Here is a 322-nt window from a genome sequence, read left to right as displayed (position 1 = left end):
CATCGCGGCACGGCAGATCGAACTCCACGACCCGGGTGCGGGATGACGCCTCGAGCAGATCGCGGCACAGCAACCGGCGCAGGTCGATCAGGTCCGACTTGGCTTCCCCCTTGCGCGGTAGGAGGATCAGGTCTGCTTCATTGAGCGCCCGCACCGCGGCCAGGGTGACATGCTCGGGGTTGCCGGTGCCGATACCGATCAGCGAGAGTGAGATCATGCCTCGCCCCTCTCGTCAGCAGAGCCGGCAAAGGGCGAGTCCGCCGACTGCGGCCGAAAGCGGCGGTCGTAGCCGACCGCATAGAGACTGCTTTCCTGAAAGTCC

Annotated in this window: 1 protein-coding gene and 1 pseudogene; both read right to left on the bottom strand. The window is 65.8% G+C overall.

The window, feature by feature from the left end:
- Positions 1-217: SAM-dependent methyltransferase (locus tag HOP53_RS21405; RefSeq protein WP_234271875.1), on the bottom strand; the 217-nt coding region annotated here is incomplete at its 3' end.
- Positions 214-322 (bottom strand): annotated as a pseudogene (locus HOP53_RS21400) (precorrin-4 C(11)-methyltransferase); the annotation flags it as partial. The pseudogene HOP53_RS21400 and the gene HOP53_RS21405, both read right to left, overlap by 4 nt.

It is taken from the genome of Billgrantia ethanolica (assembly GCF_021404305.1).
Lineage (GTDB): Bacteria > Pseudomonadota > Gammaproteobacteria > Pseudomonadales > Halomonadaceae > Halomonas > Halomonas ethanolica.
The sequence above is the reverse complement of the archived record's forward strand: the minus strand, read 5'-3'. Positions and strand labels throughout refer to the sequence as shown.